This window comes from Legionella stuttgartensis (assembly GCF_977063405.2).
The window spans coordinates 125656-145982 of record NZ_CDRUHA020000093.1; the positions used below are offsets into that span (position 1 = coordinate 125656).

Consider the following 20327-nt stretch of genomic DNA (forward strand, 5'->3'; position numbering starts at 1 on the left):
CGTTTATTGTATTCTTATCTGGAGAATTTAAATGCCTGGCCCCTACAATACCCATGTAATAGTGAATGTATTTCGAAGCATTGTTCAACTAGTATCCCAAAATCCCGAGTTATTAAAAATCTCTGGGGCTTTTCGAGTTGCTGGCTCTAAAGAGGAGACCGAAAAATTACTTGAGTGGCTTATCCGTGAACAATTTAACGTGAAAATTTTAAGTCACTATGTAATGGAAAAAGATAAAGTAAATAGTGAGCATCTCCATAACATTTTAGGAATGATTCCCACCCTTTTTAAAGAGACCCAGTTATTAGATTCAGGTGACAAATTACTAATCACCTTCTCTAAAAAATTAAGCGCTCTATTAGACTCACAACCTGAAAAAAATCTTGGTATGGCAGCTCAATTATTCGATGATTTTATTTGTGATCTCCTTCTTTCGAAGAGAGTAGATCATCAACGCGCCGGAGAGATTCTTGATCATTACTGCTACTTAATGCACCAAGTCGGTAGATTTCAAGAGACCAATCGCATGACATACACGAATCTTGCGATTATTATGGCTCCGCGTTTGACCCAAGATTTAGATCTATTCCCAGCAACAGACTTTTTGGGTTTAAGTGGATTTATAAGTCGATTAACCCCTATATTAGAAAATTACATCACAGATAAAAAATGGGATGATGAGTTCAAAGAACGCCATGCTGATAAATTGGAGCATTTAGAAAACACAAGGCATTCTATACGGGAACAACTGGAACATATGAAAGAATCTTCCAAAAAATCAGTAACCATTCCTATGAGAAGTTTGATGTTGCAAGCATCCATACTAAAGCACAAGATAGAGGTTATCGAGCAACAAAAGCAAGACTCTTCAATGAAGCGCAAAGAGAAGAAAGAATTAAGTCAGCAACAAAAGCAATTAAAAGAAGAGTTAAATGCGCTCGCTCCCAAGATTGCTGAATTAAATTCTCAAATATCTATGGTGAATCTTGGACATCGAAGAATACAGGAAGAAATCAATCTAATATCTCTTTCAGAAAATGGAGTAAAGTTGGCAAAAAATCCTCTTGGAAAGAAATCTGGTAATTCGAATCTTACCCAATTTAGCATTTTTGATTGTGATAAAGACAAGATTGCAGCCCCTACTTTTTTATTTTCAAATTCTGCAGTAGAAAAGCAAGAAATAGTGGAGGATCAAACAGTGCAATCCACAAACCTTGATGGCCCAAAGTAGGCTTTAGTACTGTAGAAGTTCAATAAAAAAAGCCTAAGTGCAGCACAGCACCCAGGCTTTTGGGGTCCTATGTCACGAAGGACCTCAACGTAACAATAATACCAGTATCACAATAATAAGAATTAAACCTACTCCACCACTGGGATAATATCCCCAACCGCTGCTATAAGGCCATCTAGGAAGTACTGCTAATAAAAGAATAATTAAGACAATTAATAGAAGTAAGTTCATTGTAAAATTCCTTTTTATAGAATGAGACTTAGTTTAATTATAGTTTAAACCTCAAGAGATAGGCATTATTTAACCATATAATCATTTATTTGTTCAGTTTATGTTAAAAAAAGCATCGAACCACTAGAAACAATTTATTCCTTAATCAATTTGCTTTACTATACCCCAACCTCTCACGAGGTAATGAATACATTGAATTATTTATATTTTTTATTTATTTTTCTTTGTTGCAACTTGGTATTTTCAAATTATTTATAATCTAAGGGGTCCATATATGCGTAAATCATTGGTGTCGTATTTGTTTTTCCTGATTACAATATCCTATGCAACTCTTGCTAATAGTTATGGTGTTCATGAAGACCATCCTTATGATTTTGTAGTTACAAAAGATATTTATAAATTTTCTGAAATTTATCAGATTAAATCACCTCTAAAAGAAACATATCCTGGCTCAATAAAAAAGAGCGCATTCCGTATCCGTACAAACTATGATTTATCCGATAAAGATGGATGGCAAGCAACAGGAATTACACGAATCATTTCTTTAGGTTCTCTTTATGCATGGGCTAAAGAAATTGATATTTATGATACCCGTGGGGTGCAAATTGGTTTTATTGATGGAAATTTAGCAACACTCGAATCAGCAAAGTTCACTATTTATGATTATGATGAGTCAGGAAAATCAACTGAAATTGGCTTTGCTTACGCTAATCCAAGCTTTGACCGATTTGTTATTTTAACATCAACCAACAATCCTCACCCAATCGCTGAATTAAACCGCAACATAAGCGACAAAACCTGGAGTGTCTCTGTACACTATCCTGAAAAGATTGATGATCGCATCATTCGTATTTTTGCCGGCTTTGTGATTGATTATGAAGATAAGTTTTTAGCAAGCCCAGATGACTCAGACGATTCTGATGATGATTATATAGCAGATCAACCTGCTCAATAACACTCCTCAATGGTTGGGGAATTCCCCAACCATTGAACCTTATGCTAAATTCTTTATATTGTTAAAACATCCCGAACTGTGCTTTTATCACTGACCTCTAAAAACGCCAAATCCCGCTCATGGTTGGTTTTTATCATTTCATTCATTTCTTTTATAAAGTGATTCACATCTGTCAGAACAAAATGACGCTTTTTATATTTTACATAACTCATATATTGAAGCGCTACGTCTCTACATTGTTCTGGAGAATAAGCCCCCTTTTGATGCATTTGTCTAAGAGCTTTTGCCACTCTTGGACCCGACTGTTTGCCTTCAGAAATATAATGAGCAATTTCTTGAGGATATGATTTTTGGATCGCTCCCGATTTAAACAAAGTATGTTGCGAAAATTTACTTGGTTCTCCTGTCTGAGCTCGTTTAGGACCAGTTAATTCTTTGCTTTCTTCAGTTTGGGCAATCGTTGGGTCTGACTTATTCGCTAAAAATATTGGCGTACAATCGACCAATGCTAAAAGAAAATTGCTCAGTAATGGCCTCCACGAAGATTCTAATCCCAATCTGGGCATCACTTTACCTATAAGCTGAAAGACGGATTCTATTGCTTTTTCTTTAATTCCATAAGCAGGATTGGTAGAAATAATATCCATCTGATTCGTTAAAATGGATAGCCAATCATGCTCGACTCTATCCTCTGCGAATAAAATAGGTATCTTAGGAGTCATCGTGCGCATTTCATCAAGGAGTTCAAAAAGCATTTGCTCTTTGTCGGTTAATTTCGTTGTAAATATTGACTCAGGAATTATCGAGGTCCAATGAAAATTCTTTTGATTATTCAAAATAATCTCCGGATTACTAGACTGATAAAAAGGAGTCTGTCCCTCTGTATGGAGATGCATCACTATTTCAGTATCATAAAACGTATCAAAAGTTCCCTTTGGATTACGTACTATGCGCTCCCCCTGTATCGCACGATGTAAAACCAAAAGAGTTTCTTCTGAACCCCATACACATTCTTTTTGCAGATGGTCTATGTAAAGGTTTAGGTATTTCTCATCGTCTAATAAAAATAAATTCACTGTTTCATCTCTCAGTATATTATCCAAGAGTTTCTCTTTCAGAATTTGAATCTCGCGTTCTGTGGGCGGTTTCTCTTCTTTTTTTAATTTATCTTCTTCAATTAACCATAGACGATTAAATTCCTCTATAACATGCGCTATTCTTAAGAGTGAATATTCCGTCATTGCGATATCGGTACAGCTTACTTTGTAAATTTCAGCCTCAATAAAATCCGGGTCTGTAAATTCATGATCTATTAATACGGATAATTCTGAATTATTTGCCCGCAATGATTGTTTGAAACAAAATTCTAATCCGTATTTCGCCGAAGTAAACAAGGGACTATCATGTGGAGATGATTTAAATTCTCGTTTTGTATGTTCTGCTGCTAAGTTCCTGGTTGCCCTGCCGAGAATAGGTTCTATAATGGTTTTGATCTCACGTGATGTAAATTGATAATTTGAACTCTTAGATAATAATTTACGCAATTGAATTTTATCATCTTCTTTAAGTTTTAACTTATTGAAAATATCTTCAGTACTATCCGGAGCGTTCTTAGCCCGTAAATAGTACATTAAAGAAATGCTATAAGCGAAGTACATACAGTTGCCTTTACCACTATTTTCTACAAGAAACATATCGACTCCTTTTTTATTTTTATTTTCCTTCACGTTCTCTTATAAAAAACTTATATGGCAGCGAGAACTACACCTTCATAAGATTTTTTATGATTGGGTAAATGAATAAAAATGTACGTATCGTTAAATGAACGAGAAGCAGTAAACCTAAAAGCTCTCTTTTTTATTGATAAATGACTGAACTATGTACAAATTAGTATTTGGATTTGGCAAATTATCTTTTTTTCTGGTTGGAACGAAACAGTTTGACATAACATTAATCCTTTAGTTTTTATTTCGCCTAACTTGCAATCTATACGATCAAAATGATATACGCAATGCTTTTAAATCATTATCAAATCAAAAAGTATTAATTATGGCATTTTAACGTAAAGGATGATTTTATTCTGGATTCCATAATGTTTTTCAACTTAATATCAAAGTAATCAATTTTACGTGTAAGTTAGAAATCTTCACAACGACTGACGATGCGCATAAATGTTCACAAGAAAATAGATAATCATGATTAATAAAGAGAAATGGGATAAATTAAACGATTTAATGATTCAACTTCATATAAGTGAAGCCGATCTCATTGAGAAATTTATCGTAGGGAGTGGCAAAGGAGGCCAGAAGCTGCATAAAACAGCTTCCACGGTTTATTTGAAACATATACCTTCCGGTTTGGAAATAAAATGCCAAGAGTCCAGAAGCCGCGAAGACAATCGCTATTTTGCACGAATACGACTTTGTGGCAAATTACATTCGATAGTAAGTGATGAAAAAACAAAAGAACAACAAAAAATTGAACAATTAAAACGCCAAAAGAAAAGACGTTCCAGGCGAGCAAAACAAAAGATTTTAGATGAAAAATCCAGACAAAGTGAGATAAAGGTATTAAGAAAAAAACCTTCATCCTATGAATAACTAGAGTAGCTCTAAAGTTTTAAACCCTATAAAATCCATGCGGAATCTCAGACCAAACCCAGGTATCAACACATTTTATCCCGGTCAATCATGATGTTTTTTTTCACAATAGCACATAAAGATAACACACAATAAACTGGTATATTTTTGTACTTAGTGTATAATTTTAACACCGTATTTGAAATGGAGTTCAAAATGGGATACCGCGACGGATTAAAATTCCAATTTACCAAAATGGATGCTTTACACGCGTTGAGTCAACCCGTTTCTTCGTTGTTGGGAATCTCAAATCAAACCGAACAAACCTTAAATAAACTGGGAATTAAAACGGTATATGATTTAGCGACCTGTGCTTTATTCCAAGTTGCTCAGGATATTGCTGCTGCAGCAAATGGAGAAGGTAATTCCATTGTTGCACGCTCCGGAAAAATTTCATCGAGTTTTCTTGATTCAGATGCCCCACAAACTCCTGACGCTTTAGTAGGGGTGGGAATTGATGTCTTTAGAGACATTAGTACAAGCCTTGCTAACGAAATAAAGAATAACTTGCAAGTTGAAACCATCGGTGATTTAGGTAGATGGCCGCCATTTTGTGCCGCCCAAGTCATATTGGATGTTGGAATTCCAGATTTAAACCAAGAGGAAGAAGAAAAAGGTAGTGAATTAGTTCCTAAACTAGGAGAATATCCCACTGAGCGGCATTATTATCGTTCCGTTGTGATTGATCAGGTCTCACCTCAGGAAACAACGGATTTAAATAACGCAGGTCCAATTGATATCTCCCCCACAGTTTCATCTGATTTTGGCTTTAAAAAACCAGCAGTCGGGGCAATGCTTACTTTTGCCCAATCTTGGTTTGCTCAAGGAGTAACTTTAGGTAATTTACTCCATAGTGTCGCCCTTGCACCCGGGGAAAGTACGCGTATTGCTGTCATGGACTGGTCCCGACAAGTCAAAGCATCAGGGCAAGAAACCATTGCTGAATCAGAAAATCTAACCAATACCTCCACTCATAATCGCGCGATAAGTGAAGTACAAGATGCGGTTGCCTCAGAAGTACAAACTGGCTTTTCAAAAACGAGTGGCAGTTCAACAACTTCAGCAGGCGGCGGCGGTTTGGGTTTAAGTTTAGGCCCCTTAACATTAGGAGGAAGCGGATCCTCCGCGACATCAAGTTCCAATGCAGAAAGCTTCTCAACTTCATCTGGAACCCGCAATCTTTCTGCAACGATGAATCAACGGGTTTCAGATGCGACACAACAAGCTGCCTCCTCAGTGCGAAATCGCCGTGCCTCAATTGTTAAAGAGGTTTCAGAAGAAGAGCATCAATCCGTATCGACTCGAATCATCGCCAACTACAACCATATGCATGCCTTAACGATACAATATTATGAGGTCATTGAAATTTATAGGGTCAATGTACAATTACAACAAGTGGAGCGCTGTCTTTTTGTGCCGATGAAATTAATTCAATTTGAGCATGCAACGATTAAACGCTATCAAGGAATACTCGCCAATGCGGCGATAAGTCAGCGTGCCAAGGAGCTATTAAGCCGGGAATTTGGTTCCGTAATTATTCAACCTACCCTCCCTCTTCGCCCAACACGCTCCGTATTTGATCATGTAGCGGCGATTGATCGGATCCCACTCAATGTTTCGATGCGAGCCGCTACAAACACCACGAACACCTCGGAGGATGGAGCAAATACACCCCCGCCAGCAGCAGAACCTACAAATCCAACGCCAACCCCAACACCAAGCGGACCATATTGGCTCAATGATGAATTAATAAGAGCATCTCGTATTACTTTAGCAAGCATAACAAAGCCCGGTACAACCAATGTCTCTTTACCAGGTGAAACAGAATTTTGCGGAATTTCACTTGATTTGACTGCTCAAAATCGTTCATCCTTCTCCATTACCTCAGTAAACGTAGACTTGCAATCTGGTAATATAGTTAAATTAAATAGCATCAGTCCCATTACCTGGATTACTACTGAATCAATTCCAATTCAAGAGTTAGCGGCAATTAGAATTACCTCAGCGAATACGAGTTACTTAACTGGAAGATTAACTCTGCAGCTCACTTACAACAGTGCAAAATTCCCTATTAGTTTACCCGTTGAAGTGAGTCCTAATGCAGTAGAATTACAACTTTGCCGTTTTTCAGTCAACCAAAGCGATGAAGCTGAATTAAAAATGCACCTTGAGCAAAATCGACTGTATTACAGTCAAGTCGTTTGGCGAGCCCTGGATCCGTCACAAATTGCTTTGCTTTTATCAGCATTTACCTTTGAAGGTAAACCCATAGGTGATTTGATTGATCCCAATCCAGTTATGGTAGCAAGCAATTATTTAGTATTTCGCATGCCAAGCTTTATCAAAGCAGTGGGCATTGAAGATACTGAATCCAATACGGAGGATGCAGCTCATAAAAGCTGGCGTGGTTGGCTAAAAGATCGAGGGTTGATATTAGGTGCTAATGCAGCGGCCGAACAACTTATTCCCATTCCAACTGGAGGGGTTTTTGCTGAAGCAGTATTGGGTCGCTCTAATTGTGCCGAACGTCTCGATGCCACGCGCTTTTGGAATTGGCAAGATTCACCAATACCTTTACAACCTCCTGAAATTGCAGCGATTCAAATGGAATCTCGAGCTCAGTCAATTGATGTTACCCCTGGTCAATTGGGAGCCCCAATTTTAAATATTATGAATCCTACATCACTTCCTGATCCAACTGGTATCGGAGCGATATTAAATGCAGTGCAAAACGGTAGCATGTTCCGCGATATGGCAGGACTTGCATCCACTGCTGCATTAGCTCAAGCGTTAGGAAGTAATTCAACCAGCGCAGGTATTGAGGCAGGCAAACAAGCCGCGGCCAATTTAGCAGTTGCCGCTCAAAAAGACATTGAAGAAAAAAGAATTGCTGCGCAACTGGCCATGGCTGCAATGGGATTACCTTCAGCAAATGCAGGCGCCAGTAAAAATATTTCTGAAGGTGGTGCTTTATTGAATACGGCCACAGAAATGGATAAGCGCTCTCCAAGGACTGCTCCTTCTTCAACAGATTCAGGAGGTGACGGTTCTTCAGGAGGAGGCTCAGGAGGAACAAGTGAACCCACTATGCCTGGAGTACCCAATGAAGTTAGAAGTCTATTTGGAGGTAATAGTCGAGCAGATGAAGTACTTTCCAAAATGAACTGGGGAAGTTTAGGACAATCAGGTGCCTCTATTATCCCTGCCAGTTACTCCGACAAAGGAGGTGGTGGTGGCTCCGGTACTACTACATCTTCAGTGATTCAATTTGAACTGGCTTTCTATGCAAGTTTTCCCAAACCATGGGCCACCGAAGCCGACGAAGTTCAAGGTTTAGCGAATGATAAATGGCTGCCCTCCGAAGAGGATTTTGACAGCATTAGTCCTGCTGCAACGAGCGCCAATAATCAAGGTACTAAACCTTTTGGTCAAGTGATGACTTCTGTAGAAGATTTAATTAATACAGTAATCTATTTTGCACCAAAGGTACCTGGCTTTGGAACAACTCACCCATCTACAGTGGTACGACTTAATCTTTTCTTATATGCAGAAAGTGCAGATGTAGGATTTAAAGGTACCTTAAGCACTACGGGAAAATGGGATGCCGTATTGGGCAATGATATTAAATCAGCGGGCTTGGATTCAGCGTTGATAACCGCCATTAGTAAAAAAGCTGCGACTAAAGCATTACAAGCTAAACTCAAGAAAGCATGGGCTCCAAACGCTGAAATCTGGTTATATTCTTGTTCGGATGTTGTCAGCAATGCCTTTGGTAAAAAATTGGCGAAATTACTTGGGGCCAAAATTCGAGCTTTTGATGACCCATTTTGGGTATTACCTGCTTTTGATACCAGCCAACAAAAAATCCTGTCACGAGATGAGTTTGGTATTGGTGCCGATTTTGCAGCGGCGAACGCTACCAAAACAAAAGATCTCCACAGTTTGGACGTCTTATCAAAAAGAACTTTTAAACCTTAACCTGCAAATCAAGCTCATCCCACCAGGATGAGCTTGATGCATCATTTTGCTCACACTATTTAGGAAACTCGTGATTTAATGTTCCTTAAGTACCGGTGTGTTTAGGCAACATAAGTAATGTTGAATAAAACCCCATTTGTATAGAAGTGATTCAATTCCAAACCTTCTCCTATTGTTTGGCCTGAGGCGCGACCAAGTTGACTTTTACCCCAATCGGCAAATTCATAACCTACCCCAACTTGCCAATTCTGACTCAATGCCTTCTGTATTCCTGCGCCCACCGTATAGGTAAAGGCCGTTTGAGTATGGGAGGCAAAATTCGGATTAGGTATCGCTTCAAAAATCTTCGGGGTATTTCTAAAAGAACGTGCCTCATTAAAACCTACACCAATGCTTCCACTCACCCAAGGCATCACTATAAGTCCCATATCAGCCAATAATTTCCCTTTTGCGGCAACATGAGTGTGCTGAATTTTGTAGCTGTAGGTAAAATTATCAAATTCAGGATCTGCATCATCCCAAATGTCTCCAGAAAGACTGGCATTGGTCGTTGCAGCTACCGCCACCCCTAACTGCCCCCAGAATGTTGGAGTTAATGCTTTTTGCAGGCCCAAAAACACTTCAAAATCCGCAAGTGTATGTGTCGATTTATCCGCCGTATAAGTTTTTTCAATCCCAGGAGCCAAAAAAAAGGTTTGAGCAGCACCCCCACTTTCCCATACAGGACCAATGCTTAATGCCGCAACATAATTAAAAGGTGAGACAGAGTCCCCCATGGTACCAGCCATTGCGCTACCACTTAAAATGTTCATCAGTAATACTAAATAGCAGTGTTTCCTCATCAAAACTCCTTACATGAGACAAGTTAACAAACAAACCATCCTAATTTATTCATAGAATGAACTCAAAAATCTTATAAAAATGAATTGAACTATAGGTATAACCCTATCAAATTTATAAACCCGGATTAGAACTGAGTCTCATCCGAGTTATAGAACTCCTACTATTTTTTTATCGGGAGAACGCATGCATCAATTGTTACACCTCCAGGGATGTTTCCTGGATTATATAGCGCGATATTATTATCTATATTCGCTTGGTTGCCGAAAAATTTATTCGAAGAGACACACGCATGCGCCAAATTCATGGCTAATGGAGTTCCTGATGAGCCTCCTACTAGTATTGCGCCTCCTCTATTATCCTCTTCCAATGGTTTTTTCAGTGCGGTATTTTTTTCAAAAATATTATCAATAATCCTGGCATTTCCAGAAAACTCAACAGCTATGGCACCGCCTCCTGGTGCCATAGTAGTTACTGAAGAACTACCTCCACTAAAGAAATTGGCTATACCATTAAAGAAAATTAGCGGTGAAAGAACCCCAGAAGGCACTCCCTCGATTGTATTATATAAAAACTTATTATTTGAGATTTGTGCCAATGGTTTTAAAGGAGATGCAAGTAGAGCATTCCCATAGTTAGAAGCAAAAATCCCCCCCCCTTCCAATTCTGCTTTATTCTTCGAGAACATAGATTGTGTTACTGTTGTCACTATTGAATCTATGTAAATTGCCCCACCAACACCACCAGAGTTGTTAGTAAATTCAGAATTCATGATCTTGGCTCGCGAACCTGGATTGGGAAGTATTCCAAAAACATTAACACCACCGCCTCCAAATGCGGCTGCAACATTATCTGTAAATTTAGAGTTTACAACAGTTAAAAAATGAGGAGTGCCATCATTAAAAGGTATGTGGAAAAAAATCGCACCACCACCAAAACCGGTACGCGTCGTTTGATTTTGCGTAAACGTTGAATTGGATACTGATAAATTCGTATTAATCACTCCAACAGCACCACCACTTGCATCTGGGACTGGGCCCTTTAAAGCATTGCCCTTGAAATTACTTGACGCAATGGTGATATCTCCACCATCTTTACCACGAATCGCTCCCCCATTACGAAAAGCAATATTTTGTTCAAATTGACTTGAAGTAACCGTATACGCAGCATCAATCAAATTTTCTAAAGCACCACCACTACCACCTGGAAAAACAGCTAGATTATTAATAAATTTGGACTGTTTTATAGTAATTGAAGTATCAGTATCTATTGCTGCAATAGCTCCCCCACCTGAAGCTAATGCGAGGAACTCTCCGTTGAGAATTTCCGTCACTGTGGCATTGGAACCATCACTTATATTTTGCTCAAAAAGCATATTACTTAGTTCAATCGTTGAACCATAGCGAGCCAAGAGACCTCCGCCGGCAGCATGTTCATAATCCAAACTCACAAGTACCCGTGCGGCTCCTAAAACCCCACTATCTGGGCCTACCGCATAACCTCCTCTGACAATGAGGCTATCGAGCTTAACATTTTTAACACCTTCTCCTGGGGGAACATCGCTTCCAGCCATAAGCACATGCCATACCCTATTGTTGCTACTATGTACTACATAGGGACTAAGACAAGTTGAGGTCATGTCACCACATAAAATAGTGGGATAACGCTGTCCATTTCTTTGCCCACGACTCGTTTCTTTCCCGGAAAATCCACCATATATCGCTGTATCACTCGGTAGATTAAACGTTCTTAATTTAGGGGTGTTAACTCCATATGCTCCTCCAACCACTCCTTGTGGCGCATAGACTCGAGTGGGTTTATAAACTCCTTGAGCTACCCAGATTTCAACCGAACCAGGATCAACATCTGCAGCTTCCAGTGCGGACTGTAAATTATTAAATGCATTGGTCCAACTACTTCCATTACCGTTTACAGGCTTACTGCCATTGACATAAAATATCGTCGCATCACCTTTAGTAATATTCAAGCTGTTGGTAGAGCCAGGTTGATAACATTGCAAGCGATTGCCTTGATTGCAAACCACAGGGCCACCTGATATGTTCCTTACTAATTCAGAGCCAATCACTTCTAAGGTTAAAGTACAGGATTGTTTATATCCTAATGAAAAAGGATTGCTACAGTTGCCCGTCCCGGAAGTCACTTGATTGATTCCGATAATAGGGCTCATAATCAAAATCTTTGGTTTTTTTGATTGATTGGTTACGATATATTTTACAGTAGCAGTTCCTGTGGGACTCACAGTTACCTTAGGTGGAAATTTTACATCGGGGATAAAGGTCCATAAAGGATTAGGGGCTGGTGCCGTACTAAAGTGAGAGTCTGCGAAAACATTGTGGTTTAGAAAACTTGAGAATAAAATGAAAAATAGAGGATATCTTTTCAATTAATGCTCCTTGCAAAAAAGTTATCGAATATCAAAGTTATGTAGTCGAAATTATGAATAATCGGTGAGTTACTTGAAGAGCGGCTCATGATTAATCCGTTAATTATTTTTCTTAACCGCTCAGCTGACACGCATCTATTTTCAGACTTCCCTGAGTTGCAGTGATTGTTGGAAAGCATCTAAACATAAAAGTTTCTTAAGATCAATAAACCACTCTAATCGCTGCAAAACTCATTTTACTCTCCTAGTAATGCAACGTAGCTTTGTCCTGAAGAAGCACTCAAATTATTTTAAAGTAAGATGAAAGTCTTCAACCATATCACCAGGAGAAAATCCCTCTCTATATTTAAAATGTTCACAAATATGAATGACAATAATATATTTTGATTGTTTGGTTTTTTTTAAAATCCAAGTATGACTTAAATCGGCAATCAGTTGTTGACTGTAAGCTGCGGGAGATTGCCACATTCGTGCATACCATGCCCCTTTGGTACTCAGCGTAATTTGATCGTCTTGCGTTTCGCTCTTAACCAATTCACAGTCAAACTTTTGATCGAAATATATTAATTTACCTATTTGATGATCCGCAAAACCAGCGATTCCCTTAAATACAATATCGCTACCACGTAGGGTAATAATTAAATTTTCTGGATCAACGATAGGTAAAAAATCTGATATAGGTGCTCGTGAAGCATTTAAATGATTAAATTGCTCCACAATGTGATACGCATCTTTTTCATTATGTGTCATTTTATTCATAATTTATCGACTTTTTTAGATTTATTTATTAAGAAATAATAAAAGATAAGATTGATTTCTATCTTTTAATTTTAATGATGTCTGAAAATAAAATTTCGTGCAAGAAACATTCTGAGGACAGACCAATCTGTCCTCAACTTTATCGTATACTACGAAATTACATTTTACTTCCAATATCTAAAATCACATAAGCACCTGCTGTAGATAATGATTTATGCATTAATCGGCAATTAAATCCTTTAAAAAATGCACTGATGCCATGGTTTTTATAAATTTCTGATGCAATGTCTTTTATTGTGGGCTTGGATGCATCCAAACACGCCTGTTGTTGACTCTTTATTACATCAAGTGGGGTTGTCGTTAAAGTGATAGGGATTGAGGCTGTGGTTGCCCATAGAATTGTAGATAAGAAACTTTGCTTTTCTCGTTTCGTTTTAATTGCATGATAAGTTGTGTACAAATAGAGCCAACTAGGAAATGATTTTCCAAGAGTTGCATTACTCCCAGCAAAAAAACCTGGCACTCCTTTTTGCTGATAAATCGTTTGCATGGCCTGAATAGGTTTTATAGGCTTAGTCTGGCTTGCTATAGCTCTCATTTGTACTGTTTTAATGTTCTCAAGGGGACTGAGCACTAAAGTATCAAAAGTAGCGGAGATCGCTGCTTTGAATGGTCCGCCAATGATCAGAGGAAGCTCTAATTTATCAACTTCTTTCGGCATATGAGTAATCAATAAGGGTCTGTATGCAACTTTACCTTGTTGACGTAAAAAGCACGACAAAAATCCAGTAGAAAAATGCTGTAAATTTGCCCCGATAAATTGTTTGGTAACAGAATAAGAACTTTGTACAAGATTGGTTTGAATTGCAACCTTAAGTCGTTCTGCTGGTTGCCCTACAAAAGTTGTAATTCCAGTATAAGTCACACTAAAAGCATAAGCATCCCAAAGTGTTTTTTTCTCTTTCTTTTCCTGTCCCATAGATACACCACCCCTTAATAAAAATGGCAAATACTAACATATCGCTCATTTTAAAATCACTAAGTTTTTTTTATGTGAGACCCGATTAGTTCAGAGTCATTTTCTTTGCCATAAATATTCGAAGTGAAATTTGCATTCTATTAAGGATTTAAATAATTAGATGTAGCAAATTTGTATTGCATTATTTAGTATGGTGTCCTGCTTTAAATTAAAATAAATTAGGAACCCATTGCATGAAATAGAATGGAAGCTGTTGCATAATTGCCGTAGCAATTAAGCAACTCAACCTATTTTCTGAATGGCATTTCTTATTGTTGAGTTATTACTACTAAAAGGGAACATTAGAGTGAAAATGAATCAATTCCAATTAGCAAGCACTTTGTTTTTAATGATGAGTCCGGTCTTTGCAAGTAATCCTGTCCTTCATTCTTTAGATCAACCATTTCCAAAAAAGAGCACCACATTAGGAGGAAGTGTTACTTCTACATATATTTTTACCAATAATCTTCCCTTTGCTTTTAAAAAACCATTCCGAGTAATACCAATATTGTGCCCAACCCCTAATCAAGCATGCACTGCTACCGAAGAAGAGTTTAAATACAACGATCGATGTTCTGGTAAAAAACTACAACCTAAAGAAAGCTGCAGCTATAGCATTACCCTAACCCCTAATAGCATTGGTCGAAAAACTATTTTGGTGGCTTACAATGGATATGATAATAACGTCGTTCATGTTCAACCCGCGTTAACAACAATTGCGACCAATACTCCAGCAGGTCTTCTTGGTACCGTGGATTTTCCTTTAGCGCACCCCTTACCGAGCCAAGCATTTACAAATTCCAATTACACAGTTACGTTTACGTTCACAAACCATGATGCTTCAACAGCCAGTTTTACCCAAAACATCACTCAAAATAATAATCCACTTCATCCGAATTTCTCAATCACGAGCAACAGCTGTGTCCCATCGGGAACAACCGGAACATTAGCAAGCGGCGAACAATGCAATATTGCAGGTACATTCACCTCACCTGCGAATGGTACGTTTACTCTAGCTGCTGAGTTAATTGGTCATCTGAGTTCTAATAAACTTACTACCTCTACCACAGTACAAACCTTTTCATTCAATAAGCTTATTGGTGTTGATTATAATCCGAATCATTATACCAATAACTATCCCTTCAATTTTCACGATGTTTTTTATACAGGAACACCCAATAACGCGACAGCTACCAATGTCTATGCAGAACTCCAACAATTGCAAAATGCAGGATTTACAACCGTTCGCTCTTATCAAACCGAACCGTATAGTTGGATAGATATTATTAAACAAGCCAACATTTTAGGAATGAAAGTTATTTATGAAGCTGATATTCCTCAACTGCCAAGTGACACCATTTACCCAACCTGTCCATTTGGCGCTCAAGATTATATTCCATGTGCACAAGACACATTAAATTCGGTGATTGATGCCGTTACCCCTGCAGTATTTAATAAAACCGTCATTCTTGTTTTTGCAGGACACGAAAATTATTGTAATGCAGGAGATAGAGTTCCTCCGTGTACCGGAACCTCAAATATTAATTATTTAACAAGTGCTGTTTCTGCTCTGAAAACAACATTAGCGACCCATAGTTTAACCACTCCGGTAGGTTCAGCGGTCGTCAGTGGAAATTTTGTCACTCCAAGTCCTGCAATTTCTGCAGATATGAAAACACTAATTGACTCCTACTCGCCTACCGCCCCCTTAGCTTTTGATCCCTATCCTTTTCAATTTGGAGTATTACCCGCAACTACAGCAGTATGGACGCCTCCATTAAGTTCAAAGGTTCAGCATACTAATTCACTCGCATGGGATTACATCCAGGTTGTAGGTTCGACAACACCTCCTGCATTACCCAAAGCGAGCCCAAAACCATTTTATACACCTGGGCGAGTCTTAATGGCAGCAGAAACAGGTTGGGCAACAGCGGGAACCACCACAGGATATGCATGTAACTCTCCAGGGCCATGTGAACCATCAGTAGCAAATGCGACTGCGTACTTAAAAACCCTTTATCAATTGAATACAAGTAATTTTGTAAAAACCTCTGGATACAATATAGGAGTTCTTGCATTCGAAGCGTATGATGAACCAGCAAAAGGTGGTCCTACAGCAGAACAAAATTACGGTCTTTTTAATTCAAATTGTGTTCAAAAAGGAGCTGGATTTGTTCCTAACAATGCGATAGTGTCCGCAAAAGGATGCCAAGGATATACCAGCGGCACATTATTAACGATATTTGGTACTACCCCACCAACCCAGGCATCATTTAAAGTGCAAATTACTTATCCATCAAATCAACATCCAATGATTAACGTGACGATACCTGCTAATTCGGGTTCAGCTCCTGAGATCAGCGCAGTGACACCATGGCCACAATTTTTAATTTATAAAGGGGCTAAAATTACTGTTTCTTCGACGACCAGTACTCAATCCTGTACCATTACAGCTGTAGATGTTACTGCGTCACCCGCTTCGATTACATTTGGAGCAGTAGCTTGTAAAAATCCGCCTCCGAGTAGTATGGGATGCTTTGGATTAGGTTGCCAACTATCTAATCCTTTTTAAAAGTTAAATTCCGCTCACTCCCTGGCTCCCGCGGCTTGCCCGCGGGATTTAGTATATAAAGGACTCTTAGTAGACAAGCGTTGTAAGAAATACCGATCGATTATATGTAGGAAAACCCTGGCTCATCGTGATGATCAGCCAAAAATGGCTTTTGAACAATTTCACCAATCTTTTCTATATCTTCTTTCATAATAGAAGGTGCACAATAATTAATTGTATACTTAATGAATGCTTTTGAAGCTTGTTTATCAAGTGATGTAGTATCGTGAGCTGCAATAGAAGATGCTAAGATCGCAAGATTGCTTTCTGGATGTTGAGTCGCTTTTAAATAATCTCTCACAATGGGCTGATTTCTTTTTATCTGAGCTTGATAATATCCAAGAATTACCTGTAGATCCCCTTTAAGTCGACAAACATCACCATATAAAGACGGATAAGGTGCATTATTATCTACAGCTTGTTGTAATTTATTTAAACGCTCTTCTAGGCCATAAATGAATTCTTTATTATCACTTATTCTTCCGTTAAGAAGCGCATGAGAATTTAAAATGCTTCGTTTAGTATTAACTAGCTGTTTAAAATGAAATACGATTCTTTTTATATCATCTAGATCCGCAGAAGAATCTAAAATATCAAAAGCTTCTTGACTGGTTTTTGGCATACTTTCTTTCTTAAAAAATGCGGAACTTTTGGACTGCATAATAAATTCGCTCCTAAAATGATACTTATTTAATCAATGTGAGCATATTTTAATGCAATTATTACGGAAAAGTCAACTTTTTTATCGCTATGATTTATATTTGAACAAATTAGCAAGTGGGGGCGATAGTAAAAAATTTAATGACTTAGTTCCCCGTAAGTACTTCATAAATTTGAGCATTACTTCCTTTATAGGTATTAAAAGGTTTTCCCTCCTAATCCGTAATAAATATTAGGTGTTCGCAAATCATTTTTCTGTTTCATTTCCGACATGTGTTGGATTGCCTGAATTTTTTGCGGACCATAGTCCATCACTGCAAGCGATATTTGATCCGCTGAACCAATTCGCATTAAGTGTGCCTCACAAAAATTTAAATTGTTCATTATCGGCCCGGTAAGGGTAATTTTTTTATCTAAAGACATTTTTCCATGTTCTGTATTATTTTGATTTTGTTCTTCCTCTACATCTTTTCTAGTGCATTTAATGGCACAGATAACAGAGCGAGGCCATACACGATATGACAGTGCTTCATAAGCATATAAAGGCCAACCTGCACTAAGAGACATTGAAGCGTTAAAAAACTCATTAATATTTCTTGTCTGAACTGTTTGCAATCCATTTAAATCAACAACAATTTCTTTATTGTCAGCGGGACAATTCTTTGTTCGTGATAACCTGACTTCTCCCGTTGAGTTGATGTATTCAATTTGTGTAAAATCAGGAAGTGCAATAGCATAAATATAAGTATCTTCATCATTGAGAGGAAAATACGCAGCACTCTCAAATTTGGTACTCATACACACACAGACCGCGGGATCAGCATCCACAGCCCGATCATCAATTCCTCGGTCATTAATATATCCTCTATATTTGATTGCTTCTTTCCACCAAGCTGCCTCAAACTCTGTAATTCTCGGGGAAAATCCTTCTTTAAAAATCAATTCGGGTGGGCGCTTATCCGATCGGTAATAGATTCGTCCCTGTACATTTAAATCATTTTCTTTATTAAGTATATTGGTAAAAAACATCCCGATTTTCCTTGACTATAAATATAATGATTTTTATCCATTACAAAGAGAATACTCGCAGATAGTTGTAACTACTAGCCAAAATCGCCTCTTAGTTATATATAATTTTTCTTTCCAATTATGAACAATTGAAATTATATATTTCCTTATTGATTAAAAAAATTGCTTAGCTACAATATCAATTTTTTCTGGATAATAATCATGGGATTTTACTTTAATACATACAGACAACTAGATGGCGATAAAGCATACAATGAGAAACGCTATGAGGATGCACTTGTACATTATTCAGAAGCACTAAAAACATTGCAACTTCATGCTGCTACTCAAATGACCCGACATGCTGATTTTTATGATGCTTTAGTTTATGTACTCTCTGAGATCATAAGTACTAAACTGTTAATAATTGAACGGGAAGCTCTGAATTCAAATTTTGCTACCGTTATAAACTATTGGCGAGATATTCCCGGTTTGTTACATGAGATGATGCTAACTCACAAAACCCATCTTGAAAAATCCAGAAACGCTTTTAGCAATAAAGAAAATGTAATTACACGAGTCAGTAAATTATTCGCAACAGTTTGCGAAGAGGTGAGCGACGAGTTAGTGGATCAATTTGAAGAGGATGAAGAAGGGAATCTCGAATTACTGGCACAATCCATTGAGTGGATGAAGCGAGCCATTGACTTTCAAATAAAAACAGAAGGAACTCCTAAGCTTTCGAGCAGTCTAGGATATTTAAATTTACTTGAGCGCACGTATAAAACCACCCAAGATGGAACTCATCTTCGAGTAATGTCTGAGTACCTTAGCACACATAAGCTTTTAGAAAAGAACATTAAATCACCTTTGCGTAAACTAGAGCTACTAAGCTATGTCGCAAGAGTGGCACTTTTTAATGAGCAAGATATTCATGAACTTACTGCTGAATGTAAAGCGCTTTATGATTTAGTCCCGGAAGATGAGCGAGACAACCCTATCCTTGAAGACCTTCAAAATTTACTTAAACTAGCACCTCAGGAGGACGAGAAAGAAGAGCAGGGAGAAATAGAAAATGATGCGCCAGAAATTATGGAGGATATCTTGTCCTCGGACTTACTAGAAGATATTCCGGAAGCGCTCCAATCCATTCCATTGCATGAGCTCGATACAAGAGCTTGTCCTGTCGATATGTTGTGGGACCTTCACCGTTTTGACGGTGAAAACAGTGAGGTTAGTACATTGCCCTCATCTTCAACCAATAACATGTCTCCGATTCAGCTCATGTCACAAAGCCCTTTAGTGAGTCCGTCATTTAGTTCCAATGGTTTTGATCAAATGCCAAAACAAGCATTTTTTAGCCCCTCGTCTCAAGTGCCATCAGAAGATGATCTCCCCCACTGTAGAGCGTTTCAACTGGCTTTGGAAAGAATAACTACGCACTCAGCGAATCCAAGATTTTTAGCTAATTTACTCTGTCTAATAGCAGACTTCTTCGATACAAATAAAGCGCGTTACATTCAAAAACAAAATGCAATTGTGTTGTCTCATGATCTATATCGATTAATATCTAAAATAGATCCCAAGCATCACAGAGCCAGTGAAAAATTGAAAAACATAGACAATCAACACACAAAATTGATTGGCTCGTATCGATTATTTAGTAATGGCCCTCAGAGTCCCATACCCACTATAACTGTTAGCATTTCAGAAGCAAAAGATTATTTTAACAAGGCACTCGAAGAGTTAACAGTGCAGTTAGAAAGCCTATTAATGAATCAGCCTGCTAAAGTTCGGATAACAATAGATGAATTAGCCTGTTTTATTAGCGACCAACTCTCTAAAGGCGCCATTACCGTTAGTCCAAGCCCTGAAATCGGAGAAACATTGAAGAACACTTTTGAGGAAGAGCTTAAGAATTTAGCACGCTCAAAATCGGTAGTAAATTTTTAGCGGCTTTCTGCCACGTTCATATTTTGGAGTTTTGCTTCAA

14 protein-coding genes are annotated in these 20327 nt (G+C 38.1%); 6 read left to right on the forward strand and 8 right to left on the reverse strand.

From position 1 onward, the window contains the following. Positions 1 to 31: 31 nt before the first annotated feature. The gene (locus ACWTEW_RS30725) at positions 32 to 1231 is read left to right on the forward strand and encodes a GTPase (protein WP_454781765.1); all 1200 of its coding nucleotides are present in this window, start codon (positions 32 to 34) and stop codon (positions 1229 to 1231) included. An 84-nt stretch (positions 1232 to 1315) separates the two neighbouring features. On the opposite strand, the gene ACWTEW_RS30730 is transcribed toward ACWTEW_RS30725, so the two are convergent. After that, entirely contained in the window at positions 1316 to 1462 is a 147-nt protein-coding gene (locus tag ACWTEW_RS30730; RefSeq protein ID WP_454781766.1) for a DUF3309 family protein, read from the reverse strand. 274 nt (positions 1463 to 1736) lie between these two features. Here ACWTEW_RS30730 and ACWTEW_RS30735 point away from each other — a divergent pair, with 274 nt between their 5' ends. Continuing rightward, positions 1737 to 2417, forward strand: a complete 681-nt coding sequence (locus tag ACWTEW_RS30735; protein ID WP_454781767.1) for a hypothetical protein — start codon at positions 1737 to 1739, stop codon at positions 2415 to 2417. Positions 2418 to 2470: 53 nt separating this feature from the next. Here ACWTEW_RS30735 and ACWTEW_RS30740 read toward each other — a convergent pair whose 3' ends face one another. After that, positions 2471 to 4111 (reverse strand): hypothetical protein, encoded by a 1641-nt coding sequence (locus ACWTEW_RS30740; RefSeq protein WP_454781768.1) that lies wholly within the window; start codon positions 4109 to 4111, stop codon positions 2471 to 2473. Positions 4112 to 4612: 501 nt separating this feature from the next. Between ACWTEW_RS30740 and ACWTEW_RS30745 the strand changes: the two genes are divergently transcribed. Both ACWTEW_RS30745 and ACWTEW_RS30750 read left to right on the forward strand, forming a co-directional pair. Continuing rightward, positions 4613 to 5017, forward strand: a complete 405-nt coding sequence (locus tag ACWTEW_RS30745) for a peptide chain release factor family protein (protein WP_454781769.1) — start codon at positions 4613 to 4615, stop codon at positions 5015 to 5017. A 195-nt stretch (positions 5018 to 5212) separates the two neighbouring features. Continuing rightward, positions 5213 to 9034, forward strand: a complete 3822-nt coding sequence (locus tag ACWTEW_RS30750; RefSeq protein WP_454781770.1) for a hypothetical protein — start codon at positions 5213 to 5215, stop codon at positions 9032 to 9034. A gap of 101 nt (positions 9035 to 9135) precedes the next feature. On the opposite strand, the gene ACWTEW_RS30755 is transcribed toward ACWTEW_RS30750, so the two are convergent. The 4 genes from ACWTEW_RS30755 to ACWTEW_RS30770 all read right to left on the reverse strand — a co-directional run bounded on the left by ACWTEW_RS30755 (position 9136) and on the right by ACWTEW_RS30770 (position 14016). Next, the gene (locus ACWTEW_RS30755) at positions 9136 to 9876 is read right to left on the reverse strand and encodes an outer membrane protein (RefSeq protein ID WP_454781771.1); all 741 of its coding nucleotides are present in this window, start codon (positions 9874 to 9876) and stop codon (positions 9136 to 9138) included. A 161-nt stretch (positions 9877 to 10037) separates the two neighbouring features. Continuing rightward, positions 10038 to 12278, reverse strand: coding sequence for a hypothetical protein (locus ACWTEW_RS30760; protein WP_454781772.1), 2241 nt, complete (start codon positions 12276 to 12278; stop codon positions 10038 to 10040). Positions 12279 to 12563: 285 nt separating this feature from the next. Beyond that, on the reverse strand, positions 12564 to 13037 hold the full coding sequence (locus ACWTEW_RS30765; RefSeq protein ID WP_454781773.1) for a hypothetical protein: 474 nt from the start codon (positions 13035 to 13037) through the stop codon (positions 12564 to 12566). Positions 13038 to 13194: 157 nt separating this feature from the next. Continuing rightward, positions 13195 to 14016 carry an MC/SLC25 family protein gene (locus ACWTEW_RS30770; protein WP_454781774.1) on the reverse strand — a complete coding sequence of 274 codons (822 nt, stop codon included), beginning with the start codon at positions 14014 to 14016 and terminating at the stop codon, positions 13195 to 13197. A gap of 352 nt (positions 14017 to 14368) precedes the next feature. Between ACWTEW_RS30770 and ACWTEW_RS30775 the strand changes: the two genes are divergently transcribed. Next, positions 14369 to 16627: a hypothetical protein gene (locus ACWTEW_RS30775; RefSeq protein WP_454782060.1), complete on the forward strand. Its 2259-nt coding sequence runs from the start codon at positions 14369 to 14371 to the stop codon at positions 16625 to 16627. 100 nt (positions 16628 to 16727) lie between these two features. Here ACWTEW_RS30775 and ACWTEW_RS30780 read toward each other — a convergent pair whose 3' ends face one another. Both ACWTEW_RS30780 and ACWTEW_RS30785 read right to left on the reverse strand, forming a co-directional pair. Beyond that, on the reverse strand, positions 16728 to 17327 hold the full coding sequence (locus ACWTEW_RS30780) for a hypothetical protein (RefSeq protein WP_454781775.1): 600 nt from the start codon (positions 17325 to 17327) through the stop codon (positions 16728 to 16730). Positions 17328 to 17524: 197 nt separating this feature from the next. Further along, positions 17525 to 18355: a hypothetical protein gene (locus tag ACWTEW_RS30785; RefSeq protein ID WP_454781776.1), complete on the reverse strand. Its 831-nt coding sequence runs from the start codon at positions 18353 to 18355 to the stop codon at positions 17525 to 17527. A 201-nt stretch (positions 18356 to 18556) separates the two neighbouring features. On the opposite strand from ACWTEW_RS30785, the gene ACWTEW_RS30790 reads away from it, so the two are divergent. After that, positions 18557 to 20287 carry a hypothetical protein gene (locus tag ACWTEW_RS30790; RefSeq protein ID WP_454781777.1) on the forward strand — a complete coding sequence of 577 codons (1731 nt, stop codon included), beginning with the start codon at positions 18557 to 18559 and terminating at the stop codon, positions 20285 to 20287. The last annotated feature ends 40 nt before the right edge of the window (positions 20288 to 20327 follow it).

What these genes read in the sequence shown, in the direction of transcription:
- ACWTEW_RS30790 (WP_454781777.1), top strand. Translation starts at nt 18,557, where the DNA reads ATGGGATTTTACTTTAATACATACAGACAACTAGATGGCGATAAAGCA.
- ACWTEW_RS30730 (WP_454781766.1), bottom strand. Translation starts at nt 1,462, where the DNA reads ATGAACTTACTTCTATTAATTGTCTTAATTATTCTTTTATTAGCAGTA.
- ACWTEW_RS30735 (WP_454781767.1), top strand. Translation starts at nt 1,737, where the DNA reads ATGCGTAAATCATTGGTGTCGTATTTGTTTTTCCTGATTACAATATCC.
- ACWTEW_RS30740 (WP_454781768.1), bottom strand. Translation starts at nt 4,111, where the DNA reads ATGTTTCTTGTAGAAAATAGTGGTAAAGGCAACTGTATGTACTTCGCT.
- ACWTEW_RS30755 (WP_454781771.1), bottom strand. Translation starts at nt 9,876, where the DNA reads ATGAGGAAACACTGCTATTTAGTATTACTGATGAACATTTTAAGTGGT.
- ACWTEW_RS30725 (WP_454781765.1), top strand. Translation starts at nt 32, where the DNA reads ATGCCTGGCCCCTACAATACCCATGTAATAGTGAATGTATTTCGAAGC.
- ACWTEW_RS30770 (WP_454781774.1), bottom strand. Translation starts at nt 14,016, where the DNA reads ATGGGACAGGAAAAGAAAGAGAAAAAAACACTTTGGGATGCTTATGCT.
- ACWTEW_RS30785 (WP_454781776.1), bottom strand. Translation starts at nt 18,355, where the DNA reads ATGTTTTTTACCAATATACTTAATAAAGAAAATGATTTAAATGTACAG.
- ACWTEW_RS30765 (WP_454781773.1), bottom strand. Translation starts at nt 13,037, where the DNA reads ATGAATAAAATGACACATAATGAAAAAGATGCGTATCACATTGTGGAG.
- ACWTEW_RS30745 (WP_454781769.1), top strand. Translation starts at nt 4,613, where the DNA reads ATGATTAATAAAGAGAAATGGGATAAATTAAACGATTTAATGATTCAA.
- ACWTEW_RS30750 (WP_454781770.1), top strand. Translation starts at nt 5,213, where the DNA reads ATGGGATACCGCGACGGATTAAAATTCCAATTTACCAAAATGGATGCT.
- ACWTEW_RS30780 (WP_454781775.1), bottom strand. Translation starts at nt 17,327, where the DNA reads ATGCAGTCCAAAAGTTCCGCATTTTTTAAGAAAGAAAGTATGCCAAAA.
- ACWTEW_RS30775 (WP_454782060.1), top strand. Translation starts at nt 14,369, where the DNA reads ATGAATCAATTCCAATTAGCAAGCACTTTGTTTTTAATGATGAGTCCG.